The organism is Williamsia maris (genome assembly GCF_024171815.1).
GTDB classification, from domain to species: domain Bacteria; phylum Actinomycetota; class Actinomycetes; order Mycobacteriales; family Mycobacteriaceae; genus Williamsia_A; species Williamsia_A maris.
In genome coordinates this window covers 219996-237153 of sequence record NZ_JAMTCJ010000004.1, presented here as the reverse complement: position 1 = coordinate 237153, position 17158 = coordinate 219996, and the positions used below count along the sequence as shown (strand labels likewise).

At 63.6% G+C, this 17158-nt stretch carries 15 protein-coding genes and 1 pseudogene; 7 read left to right on the top strand and 9 right to left on the bottom strand.

The features are described 5' to 3' along the window. Positions 1 to 516: 516 nt before the first annotated feature. Positions 517 to 1155, bottom strand: coding sequence for a TetR/AcrR family transcriptional regulator (locus LX13_RS19755; RefSeq protein ID WP_253663043.1), 639 nt, complete (start codon positions 1153 to 1155; stop codon positions 517 to 519). A 96-nt stretch (positions 1156 to 1251) separates the two neighbouring features. Between LX13_RS19755 and LX13_RS19750 the strand changes: the two genes are divergently transcribed. The 7 genes and pseudogenes from LX13_RS19750 (at position 1252) to LX13_RS19720 (ending at position 7584) form a co-directional block, all read left to right on the top strand. Further along, complete coding sequence (locus LX13_RS19750) at positions 1252 to 2643, top strand: flavin monoamine oxidase family protein (protein ID WP_253663042.1); 1392 nt, start codon at positions 1252 to 1254, stop codon at positions 2641 to 2643. Positions 2644 to 3400: 757 nt separating this feature from the next. Beyond that, a complete protein-coding gene (locus tag LX13_RS19745; protein WP_253663041.1) occupies positions 3401 to 4018 on the top strand; it encodes a TetR/AcrR family transcriptional regulator in 618 nt (205 codons plus the stop codon). A gap of 236 nt (positions 4019 to 4254) precedes the next feature. After that, positions 4255 to 4659 (top strand): annotated as a pseudogene (locus LX13_RS19740) (MMPL family transporter); the annotation flags it as partial. A 10-nt stretch (positions 4660 to 4669) separates the two neighbouring features. Then, on the top strand, positions 4670 to 5116 hold the full coding sequence (locus LX13_RS19735) for a limonene-1,2-epoxide hydrolase family protein (protein WP_253663040.1): 447 nt from the start codon (positions 4670 to 4672) through the stop codon (positions 5114 to 5116). Positions 5117 to 5246: 130 nt separating this feature from the next. Beyond that, positions 5247 to 6497, top strand: coding sequence for an MCE family protein (locus tag LX13_RS19730; protein WP_253663610.1), 1251 nt, complete (start codon positions 5247 to 5249; stop codon positions 6495 to 6497). A 56-nt stretch (positions 6498 to 6553) separates the two neighbouring features. Next, positions 6554 to 7144: a hypothetical protein gene (locus LX13_RS19725; protein WP_253663039.1), complete on the top strand. Its 591-nt coding sequence runs from the start codon at positions 6554 to 6556 to the stop codon at positions 7142 to 7144. Next, complete coding sequence (locus LX13_RS19720; protein WP_253663038.1) at positions 7141 to 7584, top strand: hypothetical protein; 444 nt, start codon at positions 7141 to 7143, stop codon at positions 7582 to 7584. Before LX13_RS19725 ends, LX13_RS19720 begins: the two co-directional genes overlap by 4 nt. An 852-nt stretch (positions 7585 to 8436) precedes the next feature. Here LX13_RS19720 and LX13_RS19715 read toward each other — a convergent pair. From LX13_RS19715 to LX13_RS19680, 8 genes are all read right to left on the bottom strand, one after another. Continuing rightward, positions 8437 to 9690 carry an MCE family protein gene (locus LX13_RS19715; RefSeq protein ID WP_253663037.1) on the bottom strand — a complete coding sequence of 418 codons (1254 nt, stop codon included), beginning with the start codon at positions 9688 to 9690 and terminating at the stop codon, positions 8437 to 8439. A gap of 635 nt (positions 9691 to 10325) precedes the next feature. Beyond that, a complete protein-coding gene (locus LX13_RS19710) occupies positions 10326 to 11027 on the bottom strand; it encodes a TetR/AcrR family transcriptional regulator (RefSeq protein WP_253663036.1) in 702 nt (233 codons plus the stop codon). Positions 11028 to 11123: 96 nt separating this feature from the next. Further along, positions 11124 to 11738, bottom strand: a complete 615-nt coding sequence (locus LX13_RS19705; RefSeq protein WP_253663035.1) for a hypothetical protein — start codon at positions 11736 to 11738, stop codon at positions 11124 to 11126. Positions 11739 to 12174: 436 nt separating this feature from the next. Next, positions 12175 to 13059 carry an alpha/beta fold hydrolase gene (locus tag LX13_RS19700; protein ID WP_253663034.1) on the bottom strand — a complete coding sequence of 295 codons (885 nt, stop codon included), beginning with the start codon at positions 13057 to 13059 and terminating at the stop codon, positions 12175 to 12177. Next, positions 13056 to 14306 (bottom strand): MCE family protein, encoded by a 1251-nt coding sequence (locus tag LX13_RS19695; RefSeq protein WP_253663609.1) that lies wholly within the window; start codon positions 14304 to 14306, stop codon positions 13056 to 13058. The genes LX13_RS19700 and LX13_RS19695 overlap by 4 nt, the downstream gene beginning before the upstream one ends. Before the next feature lie 179 nt (positions 14307 to 14485). Further along, positions 14486 to 14953 carry a hypothetical protein gene (locus LX13_RS19690; RefSeq protein ID WP_253663033.1) on the bottom strand — a complete coding sequence of 156 codons (468 nt, stop codon included), beginning with the start codon at positions 14951 to 14953 and terminating at the stop codon, positions 14486 to 14488. Positions 14954 to 14966: 13 nt separating this feature from the next. Further along, on the bottom strand, positions 14967 to 16454 hold the full coding sequence (locus LX13_RS19685) for a GMC oxidoreductase (RefSeq protein WP_253663032.1): 1488 nt from the start codon (positions 16452 to 16454) through the stop codon (positions 14967 to 14969). Next, positions 16451 to 17098, bottom strand: a complete 648-nt coding sequence (locus LX13_RS19680; RefSeq protein ID WP_253663031.1) for a carboxymuconolactone decarboxylase family protein — start codon at positions 17096 to 17098, stop codon at positions 16451 to 16453. Before LX13_RS19680 ends, LX13_RS19685 begins: the two co-directional genes overlap by 4 nt. Positions 17099 to 17158: the final 60 nt, after the last annotated feature.

Genomic DNA, 17158 nt, shown 5'->3' with positions numbered 1-17158 from the left:
TTAAGCCGTCCGCAGACGGAGACATCGGGCACTGCGGTTTGGGCTTGCCCGCACACGGGCCTTGAACTTTCCAGGGCCCGACAGGGTAGGCCGCCGCGGTGGGGGTGGTGAGCCCGGCGAGTGTGATGACACCCGCGAGCGTTGCAGCTACAGCAGCTTTTCTCACCGTTGAACTTCTTTCCGTGGGTTGCCGAATTGATGGTCGGATGATGGAGTCGACGCCATATTCACAACGCCTGTCGATCAGTGCGTCGAACTGCCTACGGGTACGCGGCTGCCGCGATCACGTGGCCGCTCGCACCAGCTTCGACCCGGCGACCACAACCGCCTTGTGCAGATCGCGGCTACCGCCGTGCGACACAACAGGTAGCCAGCCGGGCTGTATAGGAGGGCATCCGCCAGCCCAATCCAATCTAACCTCGTCGAGTCAAATTGTCGCGGAAAGGAATTGCGTTACTGCACACACGTCGCCTGGGCGCAGCTCCGGCGTGAGCGCCGTCGATACGACTGACCCGCTCACCGGGTGTCGGTTTCGTAAAGGCGGCGGGTCGCCCAGCGCAGATTTCCAGTCAGGACAGCCACGTCGTGGCGGGCCTGAGTGGCGTCTTTGTGGACTAAGAACTGCAATATGATGCCGTCGAGTCCGGCTACTGTCTGACGCGCGAGGTCATCGACAGCCGCGGTTGGCAGCGCCAACTCACTTGGGGTGGCGGCGCGGATTGTCTCGGCCACAATGCTGCGATATCGATCGTATTGCCGGATGGCGAGCCACTGCTGGTCTGGTCGGCGCAGGCAGTAGATGGTGAGTTCGTACTGCACGAGCTGGAACGCCGGGTCGGCTATCACCAGGTCCCAGAACCGCTCCACTATGCCGCTCAACGCCCGATCGACGTCATCGATTGTGCCCGCCTGGGGCTGCGCGACCGGCGATAGCGCTGCGGTGATCGCATCGCCTACGAAGTCGACCACGGCAGTGATCATCTCCGCCTTGTTCGCGAACACATAGTGCACCGATCCCAACGACACCCCCGCGTGTGCGGCGACACGACGCGTGGTCGCCGCATCCAGGCCTTGGTCGACAATGACCGCGATCGCTGCATCGATGAGCTGCTGGCGGCGTCGAGGTGAGCGTCGAAGCCATCCGTCTGTTGACACATCCCAGACCGTACTCTACTTTCGGACGCAGATTGGTCATGTGACCAGTATTGGCGACCAACTACGGCTCGCGGCGACCTGAACTGGGAGAATTCGATGTCAGAGACCGATGTAGTCGTCATAGGAGCCGGTCTAGCTGGGCTGGTGGCGGCGCGGCGCATCAGGGCCGTCCATAAATCCGTCATCGTGCTCGAGGCTCGAGACCGCGTGGGCGGTCGCACACTCAACCACCGTCTGCACGACGGCAGCGATGTCGAAGTCGGCGGCCAATGGGTCGGGCCCGGTCAGACAGCCGTATTGGCGTTGGCGCGCGAACTCGGGATCCCCACTTTCGCCACTCACTCGGCGGGCAAAAACGTGTTTGAGTACCGAGGACGTATTCACCGGCACTCGGGAGCCTTCCCGCTCATCGCCTCGCCAGCGTTGGGCGAGGGATACCTAGCGTTGAAGAGACTGGAACGGATGTCGCGATCGGTGTCGCCCGCGTCGCCGTGGACCGCCCCCAACGCTGACTCGTGGGATAGCCAGACGTTGCGGTCTTGGACCGAGCGGTCAGTGCACAGCACGGGCGGAAAGAAGCTGGTCCAGTTGGTATGCGAGGCGGTGTTCGCGGCGAGCCCGGACGAAGTATCCCTGCTCCACGTTCTTGCCTACATCGCCTCAGCGGGCGGAGTCGATGTATTGATCGATACGGTCGGGGGCGCACAGGAGCGCCGGATAGTGGGCGGCTCGCAACGCCTCGCTGTGGAACTCGCCGAGGGTCTCGGCCCTGATGAACTACACACCAGCGAACCCGTACATCACATCGACTACACCGATGCCGGGGTCACCGTCGTCAGCGCTACTCAGGTGGTGCGCGCCCGCCATGCGGTGGTTGCTCTCAGCCCATCGCTCGCCGGACGAATCAGTTACCAGCCCGGCCTTCCACCGGCCCGCGACTCGCTCACCCAACGCGTCCCCAACGGCTCGGTCATCAAGACAATGGCGGTGTACCCGACACCTTTTTGGCGCTCAGCCGGCCTCTCCGGGCAGGCAGTTTTGCTCGACGGCCCGCTGAAAATCATCTACGACAACTCACCTTCCGACAGCAGTCTGGGGGTACTTCTCACGTTCTTTCTAGGTGACTCGTCGCGAGATGCTTCGGCCCGCTGGCCAGACGAACGCAGTGCGTTAGTCCTCGACACATTGGCACGAGTGTTCGGCCCGCAAGCTCGTGAGCCCATCGAGATCGTCGAACAAGACTGGTCCGCAGAGCAGTTCACGCGAGGATGCTACGGCGCCGCACTCCCGCCGAAAACGTGGACGTCGGTTGGCCAGGCACTTCGGACGCCAGTAGGCCCGATTCACTGGGCGAGCGCGGAGACCGCCACGGCGTGGATGGGATATATGGATGGCGCCGTACGCTCCGGCCACGACACCGCTGAGCAGATCCTTGCGACGCTGGCTAACACCACCTCGCCAGTGGCCCCGCCGCAGGTGTTGAGCTAGTGCTTCACACCGCTGCTGAACACACAGTGGACACAATCCTCGCCGAGCATCGCACGCCGCTGGGCGCGGACCTGCAGATGTATCGCAATCACGTGCTTCGAGTCCTCACGCTGTCCGACGCACTCTGGAACCGCCTCCGTACCGCACAACGCACAACTCGCCAACGGCCATCAACAGATGGCGACTTCCTCATCGCCGCAACATTTCACGATCTCGGGATCTGGACGGAAGGGACTTTCGACTACTTACAACCCTCCATACAGCTAGCCACCGACTTCATCCGAGGCGGGACCGAATGTAACGACAGAGAACTCGTAGCATCAATGATCGCCCAGCATCACAAAGTCAGGACCGCGGCAGAACCCGCAAACCCGATCGAACTGCTTCGCCGAGCCGACGCCATCGATGTGTCACTCGGGTTTGTCCGACACGGAATTCCCCCCAGGACCTATCGCGATTGTGCACGCACGTACCCGAGCCTTGGCTTTCACCGAAAACTGCTGAAACTGACCGTTCGTCGCTCGTTAGGTCACCCTGCATCTCCGCTCCCGATGCTTAGGTGGTGACCACCCTCGCCATGACAGTTCATGCAGTACGAGAATTCGCACGGCCACGATGTCGGCACTTCTGTGCCGCGCATAACACCGGGACCTGTTGACGCGTTCAGCACCACTTGAACGTCGACACCGACCCCTCACAGACGTAGCCGACTTAAGCGTGACTGCAAACCAAATTCCGGCTCGAAGGACCAACCGCAATGATCACTTCGAATAAATCGTCGCCGTCCGGAAAAGCTGCTTCGCCGCAACATCCTCACAGCCAGGTACGGCAGCGGATTCTCTCCGCCGCAACATGTTTGATTGTTGAACGGGGCGCTACCGGCGCTACCGTGTACACCATCGCGCGCGACGCCCAGGTGTCGAACGCGACGGTGTACAAGCTGTGGCCGAATAGATCCGCGCTGCTCGCCGACGCACTGGTGGCTCGGTTTCCCGTTCCCGAGCCACGCACCGGCACGGGCGGTAACGACCCCGTCGCGGAACTGTCGACGACCACCCACAATCTGATCAACGCGCTGGGTTCAGACCTCGGGCGTCGCTACCCCGAGATTCGCGCCGCCGTGTACGGAGCTGAACTGCATGACCAGCTCGACAAGGCCCTTTTCACACCGTGGCTGAACCGGATCACCGACATCTGCCGCGAGGGCGTCGCCATCGGCGTGTTTCGCGGTGCGATGGCAGATTCCATTGCTGGCGTTCATGTTGCGGCCGCAGCACTTGCTGCGGCCAACATCCCGCTCACCGAGCGAACTACATCCCAAGTCGCGACTACGTTCGTCGATCTCATAATCAACGGCGTGCTACGCAAGGACTAGACGCCACTGTTCAACGAACCAAGCCTCCTCGGCGCCGGATTACTCGTTACCTCTGGCCGCGGCCTTGATACTTAGGATGTTCGCCCTACATCGTGTTCGGAATCTGGAATTCGAATGCGAGCCGCTTACCCCGGTTGTAATGCTTCATGCGTACTAAACTCCTGCCATCGTCGAGCTACTGGCCCACTAACAACTGGCTGAGCAGCCGGTTCAGTCAAGAACCGTGAGAGGCCGTTTGGCTGACCGTGCCGTCGGAGGCGTTCGTGGTGCTCGTCGCGGTTGGCGCCGACTACAGCATGCTCTTCGCATCCCGAATACGCGAAGAGGCAAGAACATCTATGACACGCAGCATCATCCGCGCGTTCGGAACGACAGGCAGCGTCATCACCACTGCCGGCATCGTCTTCGCGATCACGATGTTCGCCCTCATGTCGGGATCAGTCGTGTTGCTGATCCAGGTCGGATTCACCGTCGGGGTCGGACTGATCCTCGACGTGGCAATAGTGCGAACACTGCTCGTGCCCGCAGCAATGCATTTGCTGGGCGACCGCGTGTGGTGGCCTGTCATCCCCAGAAGGCACGAGCGTCGGCAGTCCGCTAGCGACATGCCCTTAACTCAAGCCCCGAAAACACCCATGTGAGGAACAGTTAATGAAGTCCCCCGAAGCTATCCCGGCAGCGGCAGATCTGGCCGTCAACTTCTTCAACACCATGGCTAGAGGTGACGCCGACGCAGCCGTAGCATTGCTGCACCCCGACATTCTCTACACCAACGTCGGCTGGCCGACCCTGCGCCATGCCGGCACTGCGAGAGTGCTCGGCGCCCTACGCGGACCGGGCTCGTTCAACGTCGAATTCCTCACCGTCTCCGCCGACGGCAACACAGTCCTGACCGAGCGCATGGACGAGCTTGCCATTGGTCGATTCCGTTGGCAGTTCTGGGCTTGTGGGCGAATTGAGCTCCGCGACGGCCTGGTAGTCGGGTGGCGCGACTACGTCGACCACGCCCACCTCGCGATAACACTGCTGCGCGCGGTAGCCGCGATCCTCATCCCGTCGATGCAGCGGCCGCTACCCGCCCCGCCCTCGATCGGGTGACTCGCTGTCGTGATCGGCCTGTCGTAACTGTGTACAGCCGCGTTCAACTTCGTTACCATCACGCAATGACACAGTTGCGAGTGGAACCGATGGCGTGCGTCGCACAGGGTCGAGACGTAGCTCAGTGAGCGTGCTCAGCAGGCGGATGGTGGTGCAGTTGGTGGTGTTGCTCGTAGTCGGGGTGGCAGCCATCCTCTACGTCGGTGTCACCTACGCACGAATCGGCCAGCTCGCCGGCGTCGGACGATATACGGTGCACGCGGATTTCAAAGATTCCGGCGGCATCTTCGCCAATGCCGAGGTCACCTACCAGGGTGTCCCTATCGGTCGGGTCTCGTCACTGCAATTACGGACTGATGGCGTGCGGGTTGAACTTGATCTCGATTCCGGTGGCCCCAAGGTCCCGGCGTCGTCGCAGGCGGTGGTGGCCAACCGGTCGGCGATCGGTGAGCAGTTCGTCGATCTGCGTCCGGCGTCCGCGAGCGGTCCGTACCTGAAAAACGACTCCGTCATCTCCGACACGTCGATCCCGACCCCGGTCCAGGACGTCATCTCCAGCGCGGTCGACTTCACCGGATCGGTTCCGCTGAACGACCTGACCACGGTGGTCACCGAGCTCGGCAAAGCCTTCAACGGCAACGGCGAGAACCTCAAGGTCCTCGTGGACTCGCTGTCGAACCTGGCCAAGACGGGCAACGACAGCCTCCCGCAGACGATCTCGTTAATCCGCAACGCCGACACGGTGTTGGGGACCCAGGCCGATCAGACCGACGCGATCGGCGATTGGGCGAAAAACCTGGGTCTGATCACCGACCAGCTCGCGACCAGCGACCCCGCAATCCGCCGCTTGTTGACCACCGGTACCGCATCGGCCACCCAGATCTCGGAGTTACTGCGCCGCAGTGCCGGCGATGTCACCACCGTGGTCCGCAACCTCGCCAAAGACATCCGCAACATCAAGCCCACCTTTGTGACGTTCTCGCCCGTGCTGGCCATCATCTCCGGGATCTCCAGCGGCAGCTACACGCCCGCGCCGGGCGACAAGAACATCCACTTCGGAATCGTGCTTGAAACGAACAACCCGCCGGCCTGCACCCTCGGTTACGAAAGCACCCAAACCGAGATCGCAGCCATCAAGAAGAAGAACCCGGACTTCGACCTCAACTACGACGACTTCCCGTTCAACACCAAAGCCAGGTGCACTGTCGCTCAGGGCAACCCCACCGCCGTCAAAGGCGCACAGAACGCCCAATTCGCCGACCCCCGCACACCCCAACCATGGGACCGATACCCCAAAAAGGATCCCGACAAACTCAACCTCAACCCCATTGCCGCCCAACTCGCCGCACTCCTGGGTGTCACGACTCAACCGAGCAGATAGACATGCACCCACCCCCGCACGGCCCCCACCGCCAACCCGCGTCGAAACACGACTCCGTGCACGGCGATGTCCCGACCGAGCACCGCGACCCCGACCGCTGGCAGACCACTATGATCGTCGCAGCCGCATCCGGCGTCACCGGCGGGCGTGTACTGTTCATCGTCGGGTGGTTCTACGGCGCCCTCGCCGCCCAGCACACACCCACCGCAACCGATCATGGAGCGGAGATAGTCGCTCTTGGTGCACTATTCGGCAGCATTGGCGCACTCGCGACCGGCGCGACAGCGGGAGTCACCCACCGACTCTCGCGAGTTCGCACAGCCCGTTCCGAAACTTTCGACATGCCAGATCGCAGCGCCGCCGCGAACATCACAGACGACGATACAGGTTTGACCACGGTCACTTTTGCCGTGTGCTGGCTGCCCTACGGCGGGGCTAACAGCTACCAGATCTTCTCCACATTCGGCTTGACGCCAGCGCAATTCGCACTCGAGCTGCATCACGACCTCGCCACGCAACCTGCGGCGCAGCAACCCCGCCTCGGAGCCCAGGTGCGAGATCGACTCTTTCACGAAGTCAACCGCATAGCCGTCATGTCCTGGGCCCCCGACACCATCACCCAGCAGCACGAAAAGCAGGTGCCGTGAAGAAGCGGAAGGCAAGCCGGACCGCCACTACATCCCCCACACAGGTGGCCGAGTCTTCACGCAAGACAATCGAACAAGAGACCGGAACCGCACTTTCCAAGTGGGAACCGACAGTGGGTTGTCGGGCAGTCGTCCACCCCCATACCGACCAAGCGGTGGCCGGAAGCATCGTCGAAGACTTCGGCGAGTTCGCTGCCCACCCCGTTGACGCCAACAACATCCGTATCGCCGAAGCGGCGCGCCGATGGGCGATCCTCACCGCCGACGGCAACCTCGTCTTCGCCGACACCCACCAACTAGCGGCTCATCGAGCCCAGCCAACAGACCCAGCTAGCGCCAACCCGGGGCCAACTCGCGCCGAGCGTGGGCCACCGGTGAATTCGATTCTACAAACCCGTTCAAAGACAGATCAATGGCAGGCCAATACGTACGCCCGTTAAGCTTATCGGTTCGCAGCCCGATAGGGTTCGCCACCGCGACTCTCACCGGCGTCGTCCGACACTCTCATGCCCTATCAGAACAGCCTCCGGCCCTCTCATGTCTTCTTAGATCAGCGGCTCCGATCACGTCCAGAAAGACATGAAACTTGCGTGCTCACGAACTCGATCCATTCTCAACCTGTTCTGGATCGGACATGTCCAATCCGAAGTAGTTTGACGGTAGATCCGGGAAGACCCGAGAGCTATCTGACCACCTCAGAAAGCCACAAAGACATGCGAGTCAACCGTCGAAACGCCCTGCCGGCGCCATCCGGACCGCCGCTAGCAAACCACTCGATAGACGGCCATGTCTGCGGTATCACTCTCCGACGGACCATCCGTCGTCATTCCCCTTTGGTGCAGCACCCGGTTTAGGGTGCGCGATACGTCACTGTGACGTATCGCCACGTTCCCGTCCCGCTCACGGACGCGGGCCGTATCTTTCCGCGTAAGCGCGTCGATCGCCGGCGTCGCGTTCTCGGGTGCGTTCGTCGATCACATCAACGGAGTCAGACGTTTGCTGGCTCGATGACCACCGAGCAGCTCTATACGGCGATCGGTTTGGTCAACGGCGGGCGTCGCGGTCCGACACTCTCACGTCTTTTCGGATCAGCCTCCGACACTCTCATGTCATCTTGGATGAGCGGCGCCGATCACTTCCAAAAAGACATGAGAGTGCCCTTGTCGCGAACTCAATTCGCTCTCAACATGTTCTGGATCGGACACCCGACATAGTCGCTGTTTCCGCTCGTTAGTCCTGGGGCCACCGTTCGACAGGATGTCCCGATGGGTGGGTGGCGATAGCGCGTCTCGCTACCCCGCTCGACGGGTAATGCCCAGGAGCGCGGCCAGCTGGGTTGCGATGGGGTTGAGGTTGAGTTTGTCGGGGTCTTTTTTCGGGTTGTTGTCCCAGGGCTGGGACATCGCGGGGTCGGCGTAGCGTGCGTTTTGTGCGCGTCGGACGGCGGTTGGATTTCCCTGCGCGATTTTACAGTTGGCCTTCGGGTTAAAGGGGAAGTCGTCGTAGTTGAGGTCGAATGATGGGTTCTTTTTCTTGATGGCGGCGATCTCGGCCTGGGTGCTCTCGTAGCCGAGGGTGCATGCGGGAGGGTTGTTTGTTTCCAGAACGATGCCGAAGTGGACGGTGCCGTCGCCGGGGGCGGGGGTGAAGCTTCCGCTTGATATGCCGGACACGATGGCGAGCACTGGTGATGTGGTCACGAATGTGGGTTTGATGTTCCGGACGTCGGTCGCCAGATGGCGTATGACTGTGGTGGCGTCGCCGCCGCTTCGTTGCAACAGTGCGGCTAACTGGGTGGCCGATGCGGTGCCTGTGGTCAGAAGTCGGCGAATGGCTGGGTCACTGGAGGCCAGTTGGGCGCTGATCAGGTTGAGGTTGCTCGCCCAGTCGCCGATGGGATCGGCCTGGTCAGCTTGGGTCGCCAGCGCGGTGTTGGCGTGGCGAAGCAGAGAGACTGTCTGCGCGAGGTTGTCGTGGCCCGACTTTGCGAGTTGGGACAGCGAATCGATCAGTGTAGACAGGCTTTCCCCGTTGCCGTTGAACGCTTTGCCCAACTCAGTGATGACGGTCTTCAGGTCCGCGAGAGGTAGTGAGTCAGTGAACGCCACGGCACTTGCGATGACATCTTGAACCGGTCGAGGTGTCGAGGTGTCAGTGATGAGTGACCCGTCGACGAGGGTCGGGCCGCCAGCGCTGGCGGGTCGTAGGTCGACGAACTGTTCGCCGATCGCAGACCGGTTAGCGACAACTGCTTGCGCCGAGGCGGGTACAGCGGGGCCGGCAGAGTCGAGCGACAGGTTGACACGCACTCCGCCGGGACGTAGTTCCAGCGACCGGACGCGACCAACTGGGACACCTTGGTAGGTGACCTCGGCGTTGACGAAAATTCCTCCGGAATCGGAGAAGTCGGCGTGAACCGTGTAGCGATCGATACCCGCCAACTCTCCTATTCGGGCATAGGTGAGACCGACATAGACGATGGCCGCGACCCCGACTATGGCCAGCGCCACCAGCTGGATGACCATCCGCTTGTTCAGGACACTCATCGCGAGTGTCGTTCGATTGGAGCGTGCGCGGTGATGTTCCGCATCACAGTCAACGTTGCCATCGGCGAATGGTAGCGTTTGTCGGGCAAACGTACAACGACTTCGGGCAGTCGGTTGCAGAGCGGGGCCAGCAAACTGCTCCCAATCTGGACTGTTGCTGTTGCAGAGACTAATTCGGCGATCTTACCGTCCATCACTGAATGCGAACACCCGCGTGCGCGTCCGTCTCCGACACAAGATAGAAGCCGCCGATCTGCGGCCTGGCGTCAGTGATCATTTGTGATGATTCACAGACTCGGTGGGGGTGATCGTCGTCCCGAGTTCCGTGATCGACCCATGTGGGCATAGGAGCGGTGCGCCAGTGCCTGACGATTGGGGGCGAGGCGTGCCCGCGAAGCGTTGGAACGGTCACAGGTAGTCCGTTGCAGGGGTAAGGGTTCTGACGGGAACCACTGGCAGGTCGAGCCATCGCCGGCATACGTGGCATTGGACTGCCTCGGATGTGCGGGGTCGGGTGTTGCTGATGGGGGCGCCGCATCCGAACACGATGTGGGGTTCACCGTGTCGTAGCTCGAGTCGTTCAGCCGGGCATGCCGATGTCTGCCAGGGAGGATGGTCTGCGCCGTCGGGTCGAGTCATGGTCGCACCGAGCCCAGTGTCGGCGGATGTCGTCTGCTCAGTGCCGTCATCGCTATGGAGATGTGGCGTGCGGCTGCATGCGGTGGTGCGACCGTGGCGACCAAGGCCACGGTGATGAGGTGATCGACCGCGGTTGAGTGTTCGACGTCGGTGGTGAATTGCGAGGCGGCGAGACCGTCTGACCAAATCTGGGCCATCTGGTGTCGCCACGGCAGCAGTGTGTGGTTGTAGAGGTGCCGTCGCAGTGGGCCCGGACTGAGGTGCAAGTGCAGCTCGACGTAGCACGACCCGACGCTGCGGCGCAGAGCTTCCGTGAGTGCGATTGTTGTCTGGGCCAGTTCTGTGTCGAAGGCGAGTCCGTGTGGTCGGGGCGCGGGGCGGGCAAGAAGGCTGGCGACAGCGTCGATGAGGAGTTCGGTGCGCGATGGCCACAGCCGGTACATGGTCGCTTGTGACACCTGTGCGCGTTGGGCGATCGCGTGCATCGTTGCTGCCGCGACTGATGATTCGACGCATATCGCAGCTGTTGCGGTGCAGATTCGCCCGCGGGCTGCGTCGCTGCTGGGGGCGTGGCAGGTGTCGGCATCGGCGTTGAGCGATCTCGAAGAACGCGCGTTGCTCATTACGCTGTCCTCCCTGGCTGTCTCGTAGCGTTCGGATCGCGCCGCCGTTTGTTGCCGTGGTGATTGGACGGTCACCGCGGGGTGGCGGTCAATGTTGTCTCAGTCGGGTGTGCGGGCCAGAACGCAAAAAACCGACCGGCAGCGCAGCGACGGCAGTCGGTGCGCTGCGTGCTAGATGGGCGGGCTGTCGAGGGTCACCATGAACGTCGCCGTCAGCGTCGTGAGGTCGCGGCGAAACGCGGGGCTGGTACTTCGTGTCAGCGGCTCCACGACCAGCGACACCGCGATGTACTTCCTTGCCGTCTTGACCACCACGACACGCATGGTCGCGGTGCGTTTCGGGAGAGACCCGCGGGCGGGTTGGGTGACCGTGAGCAGTTCGCCAGGCAGTCCACACACCGGGTCAGCGACAACAATCAGATTGGTGCCACCCGCAGCTGTGATGGAGTGGTTGTGCACCCGCAGTGCATCGTCGGCGGTGTGCACGTGGGCGGAGATCTGGTTGACGGTCACCACGGCGGCGGCGTCACCGCGAGGGGCGATTTGCCCGAATACCGCCAGCCCCCACGCCAGACGCTGGGTGCGTTTCCAGCCTGGTGGCCGCGCCACCGCGACCGACAATCGGGCCACCGTGGTGGCCACGGGAACCATCGCCACCCCGGGTATCCCTGGGGTGCATCCCAACCCGGGAACGGTCTGCGATGCAGACGCGATACCGGTTGTCGGCGTGTCGATGGCACCGGCGTCGATGGATCCGCACGCAGCCACACCAACGGTCGAGACCATTAACGCACCCACCACCGACAGTCGGTGCCGACGGCCATGCACGTTGCCTCGGCTACCACGCCGGGCCGTGCCGCCGGCCGGACACGTCGGCGGGCGCTGCGCCGCAGCATGAGTCGCAGCGCATGGCAACGCGGTACGCACCGTCATGCGTCTGTATCGGTGGGTCATGGCCGCACCGCATCGAATCGGCCGTCAATGCACCGTCGGCGTGCACTGTCGCGACCCTCTATGTGCCGCAGGCCACGTCGCCCTGACGGCAGGTGGGTGGGAGCGTGCGCGACACGGCGGTCGAGGCGCGACGTCGTGTGCGTGTGCTGCGTGACGGCGGGCCAGCTTTGCCGTTCGGCGTGGGCGATACATGCACCGGTGAGCACAGCCACCGGGATCGACAGGACAAGCCATGCCACTGCAGCGGCGAGGAGGTAGTGCCCTGGGCTCATCGTGGCCCCGAGCCGGACACGCGGTCGGGTGGTGCCGACGTCTGCGAGCTGTGCGGTGGGTCGGTGAGCAGCGCCACGCACGTCGCGGGGTTGTCGGCGAACGGGACATGCCCGGCCGAGTCGATGGTGACGTGCCGGGCGGTAGGAAGGGCGGCGGCGGCGCGCCGGCTTTGGGTGCGGTGGGTCAACAAGATGTCGCGCCGACCCCAGGCGATGGTCACGGGAATCGCTCGCAGCGCAGTGTGATCGCTGAGGGTGTAGCCGGCGAACGAGGCGACCGCGTCAGCGAAGCCGGCGGCGCGTTGAACTGCTTCGAGGTCGGCCGCGAGCTGGGTGGGGGGTATGCGGTGCGGGTGGGCGAACATCAGGCGCAGTAGTTGCCGGCCGGGTTGGTGGGTCAGCATCGCGGTGCTCAGCCCGGGTAGATGGACGAATGATGATCGCAAGGTTTGGGTGGCGAGTTGACACCACAGCAGCTCGGCTCTGTTCCAGAATCCGATGGGTGAAAACGCCGTCACCCGGGACGCGACGCCGCGGCAACCCAGTTCCAGAGCAATGGCCCCGCCCATGGAGTTCCCGGCGACTTCTGGGCTGTCGATTCCGATGTCGGTGAGGAAGTCCGCGACGTGGTCGGTCAGTTGATCGACCGTGCCCGCCCCGACCGCGGCGCTGGCGCCGAAACCAGGGAGGTCGATTGCGATGACGTCGCGTTCGAGGGCGAGGGCATCGATGATCGGGGTCCAGACACCTTTGTGGCTCCCGAGGCCGTGGATGAGCACGAGAGGTCGGCCGGTGCCGCGGCGCTGGTAGACCACTCCCCTGTTGGTGACTCGGGTGGCCGCGGGCGGTGACGACGGGTTCATCTGGAACGGACCTCTCATGGGGTGTGCACTCCCAGCAGTTGCGCGATCTGTGTGGCGAGGGGGTTGAGGTTGAGTTTGTCGGGGTCCTTCTTCGCGATCCGATCCCATGGCTGGGCGGTGTTGGGGTCTGCGAATTTCGCGTTCTGTCCGCCCCGGACCGCGACGGGGCTGCCCTGCCCAACACCGCAGTGGGCGCGGGTGTTGAACGGGAAGTCGTCGTAGTTGATGTCGAACGACGGGTTCTTCTTTTTCATGGCCGCGATCTCGGCCCGGGTGCTTTCATAGCCCACCGTGCACGAAGCCGGGTTGTTCACCTCGGCAACGAGATTGAACCGGATGGTCCCGTCGAACCTGGGACTGTAAATGGTGCTGTGGCTGGCAGCCGAGACCAGCGAGAGCATCGACAGCGCCGGAGAAACCCCGTAGAACGTGCCCTTCATGTTCCGGACGTCGGTGGCCAGGTTGCGCACCACGGTCGTCGCGTCGCCGCCGCTGCGCGTCAGTAGTGCCGAGATCTGGGTGGCCGACGCGGTGCCGCTGGTCAGCAACCGGCGGATCGAGGGATCGCTACTGGCGAGTTGGGTGGTGATCAGGCCCAGGCTCTTCGACCAGTCCAAGATGGCGTCGGACTGATCGGCCTGGGTGCCCAGGACGGTGTCGGCGTTGCGGAGCAACGAGATGGTGGCCGGGAGGTTGTCGTGTCCTGACGCGGCGAGCTTTGAGAGCGAATTGACCAGGCTGCGCAGGTTCTCACCGCGGCCGTCGAACGCGTTGCCCAACTCGGTGACCACTGTGTGTAGGTCATCGACCGGGATGGAATCCGACAATGTGATCGCGCTGGAGACAACATCTTCGACCGGAATCGGAACTGTGGTGTCGGTGATGACCGATCCGGCGTGCAGGTAGGGCCCGGTCACTGTCGCTGGCCGCAGATCGACGAACTGTTCGCCGATTGCCGAGCGGTTGGCCACGACGGCCTGGGCGGTGGTGGGCACTCGCGGACTGTCTGAGTCGAGCATCAGCTCCACGCGAACTCCGTTGCTGGCCAGATGCAGTTGACCGACCCGCCCGATGGCGACGCCTTGGTAGGTGACCTCGGCGTTGGTGAAGATTCCGCCAGAGTCGGTGAAGTCGGCGTGCACCGTGTACTGGCCGGAGCCCAGAAGGTGGTCGAGGTGGACGTAGCGCACCCCTACCGTGCACAGGGCTGCGGTCGCGACGACTACCAGTGCGATCAGTTGCCGCCATTGACGCGGCGAAACCATGTTCACGAGGTGGTCTCACTCTCTTGGTCGGCGGGATGGTTTGGGGTGCCCGGAGCGGCCCCGGATCGCTCCACGGGGGTGGGGCCGCCCCGGGCGTGCGCACAGGCCGGGCACCGTTACGAGGGTCAGAAACCGGCAGCGGCCTGGCGCTGGCTTGGGGGTGGCAGGTTTGGGCGCGGCTATCGTTCGAGGGTGAAATAGAGGACCGTCATCTCACGGTTCTTCACTCGGAATGTCATGCGCCCGAGCAGTATTTCGGGGCCGATCGTGGTGATCTCTCCGCGGAATGCCCGCAGTAGTGCCGGGTTCGAGTCGACGGCGTAGTCGAGGCGTGCGCGCCCGGCCGTGGAGCTGTGGGTGAAGTCTCCGTATTGGCGGGGACGCGACCAGCTGAACCACAGGTTGGATCCGCTGCCGCCGGGAGTGAGGCGTTTGCCCATCCAGATGGTGCCGGTCACTCGGGCGACGAGGGGTGTGATCAGGTTGCCCAGCCAGCGTGGGAGTCGGTTGATGACGGCGACAGCGACGATCCGCGCCTGGTAATCACCCACCGGTGCGTGGCTGGAGGTGGGTTCGGCGTCGAACGCGACACTGATTTCGTCGAAACGGAAAGTGTCGTGCGCGGTGGGGACGGTGTGCAGTGCCATGGGTTTTACCTATCTAGGGGGTGGTGGAGGCGAGGATGAGGTCGCTTTGGCGTTCGGCGAGAGCGGCGATGGTCATCGCCGGCGGGATTCCCGGCGCTCCGGGGAGCAGGCTGCCGTCGCAGACGTAGAGGCCTGGGTGATCGAAAACCTGGCCGGTGTGGTCGACGACACCCCGCTCACGTGAGGTGGCGATAGGGATGCCGCCGAGCGGGTGCACGGTGAACATCCGTCGGCTGCGACGACCGAACGGCGCGTTGATGAGTACCCGGCGCGGCGACAGCTCGTGCGCAATCATCGCTGTGGTTCGGTCGATCTGGTCGTAGACGTCGGGGGCGCTGGTGCGGGCGGTGTCGGCGCGGAGCGCACCGCGGTCGTCGAGGGTGACCTCGGACTTGATGGCATCGGCCCCCATCGCGAACAACACCATGGTGCGGTCGAGTCGCCGTCTCGCAACACCTGGCAGCGGGAGAGCGTGCAACGGCAGCCCGGCTGCAGCAACCAGGTAGTCGCCGTCGTCGTGTCGCATCTGTACGTAACTACTGATGCTGGGCCCCGATCCGCTGCCCACGCTATCCGCGGTGCGATGCAGCAAAGCCGCGCGGTCACCGTTCGGGGTGAAGCCATGGCCCAGTGCGGGACTGAGGTCGGGCAGCGTGTGGTGGCGGTCGCGGGCGGTCAGCAATATCCGTAGGGTGCCCAGCGTTCCTGCCGCGACGACGACCCGCGCGGCGGTCACGGTGTGTGTTCGACCCTGGTGGTGGTCGCGGAAGCGGACTTCCCACCCGCCGGCGGCGTTCGTGCCCAGCGCCGTCACCTCACACAACGCCCGCACGGTGGCGCCGTGGTCGATTGCCTGCGCAAGATAGGTGCGGTCGAGGCTGCGTTTGGTGCAGTCGTTGCTGCCGAGGATGCACGGTTTATGTGCCGCCCCAGAACCCGTGCCGGTCTTGGCGAAGTCGATCGCGAGATCGGGGTGGCGGATCTGGCCCAGCCGCGCCGAGGCAACCGCGGCGTCGAAAGTGGCGGTGCGGGTCCGGGGGAAAGGGTCAGGCACGGGCCGCTGCATCGCGGCGACTTTGTCGTAGTACCGCGTCATGTCCGTGGCGGTGATCTCGTCGGGAAATCGATCGAAATAGGGGGCGGGCGCTCTGACGTGCATGTTCGTGTACACCAGCGACCCGCCGCCGACACCGCTGGCCGTGAGACACGACAGCTGATCGAACTGATTGAGCTCAAACAGTCCGTCGCGATACGGGGTGATCGACCCGCTGCGGTCAGGACCTGACCAGCGCACCCCTCGTAGCGCCCGCCGGATTCCCAGGGGCCCACGCGGGAACTCCCGGACACGACCCGGTTCCACCCGCAACGCCTGGTCGCCCCACCACGGTCCGCGTTCGAAGACCAAGACACTCATGCCGCCTTCGGCCAGTCGTGCCGCGGTGACCGCGCCCCCGAAACCCGATCCGATGACCACGACGTCGACCCCCGCCGAGGCGGTCATGCCGCCGCGGCGATGGCCGCGCGCGCTTCCCGAAACGCCACCGCCGGCGACTTGCCGCGCATCCGGGCTGTCAGCAGCCCTTGCGGAACCGCTCCCAGGAAATAGCCCACCCCGATGACGAGTTCGTCAATCAACCGGCTGTGGGTCACCCGGTTACCCCGTAGTCGGCGCACCAGCGCTTCGAGGGTGTTGCCGCAGAGGTTGTTCAACGTCATAACGCGCACCACCGTCTCTATATCGCGGCGTTGCTCCTCGGTGAATCGTTGCGCAAGAGCGTGTTCGAGGAGCTCGCCGATCTCGCCGAAGCCTGTCTCGGCGTAGCGCTGCGCCCACATGATCGCCACGATGGCGTCGTCGTCGAGAGGCTTGTCACTCTGGTCGATCAGACTGGCCAGGTCCCCCACATCGGCCCCGACCTGCAGAGCGGTCTCGTGGTGGATGTACGTGCAAAACCCGCACGCGTTGACCGTCGCCACCGCCACCATCACCTGCTCGCGTAGCTGTGGATCCAACCGCGGCTCCGCCCAGATCGCTTTCATTTCCTTGCGGCGCGAGGCGAGCACGCGGGCATCGGACGCCAGATGGCCCAGCGTGTAGGTGCGCTTGCGGAACACCGACGGCCCACTCGACACGGACATTGCCATGAGAACCCCTTTGTTATCGACGATGATTGTGCTATCACCGATAACTATGTGGGTGGTGTG

Coding starts and splice junctions, on each gene's coding strand:
- LX13_RS19750 (WP_253663042.1), top strand. CDS start 1,252: ATGTCAGAGACCGATGTAGTCGTCATAGGAGCCGGTCTAGCTGGGCTG.
- LX13_RS19745 (WP_253663041.1), top strand. CDS start 3,401: ATGATCACTTCGAATAAATCGTCGCCGTCCGGAAAAGCTGCTTCGCCG.
- LX13_RS19735 (WP_253663040.1), top strand. CDS start 4,670: ATGAAGTCCCCCGAAGCTATCCCGGCAGCGGCAGATCTGGCCGTCAAC.
- LX13_RS19715 (WP_253663037.1), bottom strand. CDS start 9,690: ATGAGTGTCCTGAACAAGCGGATGGTCATCCAGCTGGTGGCGCTGGCC.
- LX13_RS19705 (WP_253663035.1), bottom strand. CDS start 11,738: ATGGTCTCGACCGTTGGTGTGGCTGCGTGCGGATCCATCGACGCCGGT.
- LX13_RS19700 (WP_253663034.1), bottom strand. CDS start 13,059: ATGAGAGGTCCGTTCCAGATGAACCCGTCGTCACCGCCCGCGGCCACC.
- LX13_RS19695 (WP_253663609.1), bottom strand. CDS start 14,306: ATGGTTTCGCCGCGTCAATGGCGGCAACTGATCGCACTGGTAGTCGTC.
- LX13_RS19690 (WP_253663033.1), bottom strand. CDS start 14,953: ATGGCACTGCACACCGTCCCCACCGCGCACGACACTTTCCGTTTCGAC.
- LX13_RS19685 (WP_253663032.1), bottom strand. CDS start 16,454: ATGACCGCCTCGGCGGGGGTCGACGTCGTGGTCATCGGATCGGGTTTC.
- LX13_RS19680 (WP_253663031.1), bottom strand. CDS start 17,098: ATGGCAATGTCCGTGTCGAGTGGGCCGTCGGTGTTCCGCAAGCGCACC.